Genomic DNA, 1163 nt, shown 5'->3' on the forward strand with positions numbered 1-1163 from the left:
AAGAAGCCGCACATCAACGTCGGCACCATCGGTCACGTGGACCATGGCAAGACGACGCTGACTGCGGCCCTGACCAAGGTCCTGGCGGAAGCTCACGGCGGCGACGCCCGCGCGTTCGATCAGATCGACAACGCGCCGGAGGAGCGTGCTCGCGGCATCACGATCGCCACCGCGCACGTGGAGTACGAGTCGGAGAGCCGCCACTACGCCCACGTCGACTGCCCGGGTCACGCCGACTACGTGAAGAACATGATCACCGGCGCGGCGCAGATGGACGGCTCGATCCTGGTGGTCTCCGCCGCCGACGGCCCGATGCCGCAGACGCGTGAGCACATCCTGCTCGCCCGTCAGGTCGGTGTCCCGGCGATCGTGGTCTTCCTGAACAAGGCCGACATGGTCGACGACGCCGAGCTGCTCGAGCTCGTCGAGATGGAGGTCCGCGAGCTGCTGAGCGACTACGACTTCGACGGTGACAACATCCCGGTGGTCACCGGCTCGGCGCTGAAGGCGCTCGAGGGCGACGACTCGGAGATGGGGCGTCCGGCGATCATCAAGCTCGTCGAGGCCATGGACGAGCACATCCCGCAGCCGGAGCGTCCGGTTGACGGCGATTTCCTGATGCCGATCGAGGACGTCTTCTCCATCTCGGGTCGCGGCACGGTGGTCACCGGCCGGGTCGAGCGCGGTGTGATCAAGGTCGGTGAAGAGGTCGAGATCGTCGGCATCACCGAGACGCGCAAGACGACCTGCACCGGCGTCGAGATGTTCCGCAAGCTGCTCGACCAGGGCGAGGCGGGTGACAACATCGGTGCGCTGCTGCGCGGGATCAAGCGCGACGACGTCGAGCGTGGCCAGGTGCTGTGCAAGCCGAAGTCGATCACGCCGCACACGCACTTCGAGGCCGAGGTGTACGTCCTGAGCAAGGACGAGGGTGGCCGGCACACGCCGTTTTTCAACGGCTACCGTCCGCAGTTCTACTTCCGGACGACGGACGTCACGGGTACGGTGACGCTGCCGGAGGGCACCGAGATGGTGATGCCGGGCGATAACGTCAAGATGACGGTTCAGCTGATCGCCCCGATCGCCATGGAGGACGGTCTGCGCTTCGCGATCCGCGAGGGCGGCCGCACCGTCGGCGCCGGCGTCGTCTCCAAGATCATCGA

Annotated in this window: 1 protein-coding gene; it reads left to right on the forward strand. The window is 66.5% G+C overall.

Annotated elements, in window-relative coordinates:
* Nucleotides 1-1163: elongation factor Tu (gene tuf / locus LRA98_RS12795; protein WP_238634270.1), on the forward strand; the 1163-nt coding region annotated here is incomplete at both ends.

Origin of the sequence: Halorhodospira sp. M38 (genome assembly GCF_022227985.1) — a bacterium.
GTDB classification, from domain to species: Bacteria; Pseudomonadota; Gammaproteobacteria; order Nitrococcales; family Halorhodospiraceae; genus Halorhodospira; species Halorhodospira halophila_A.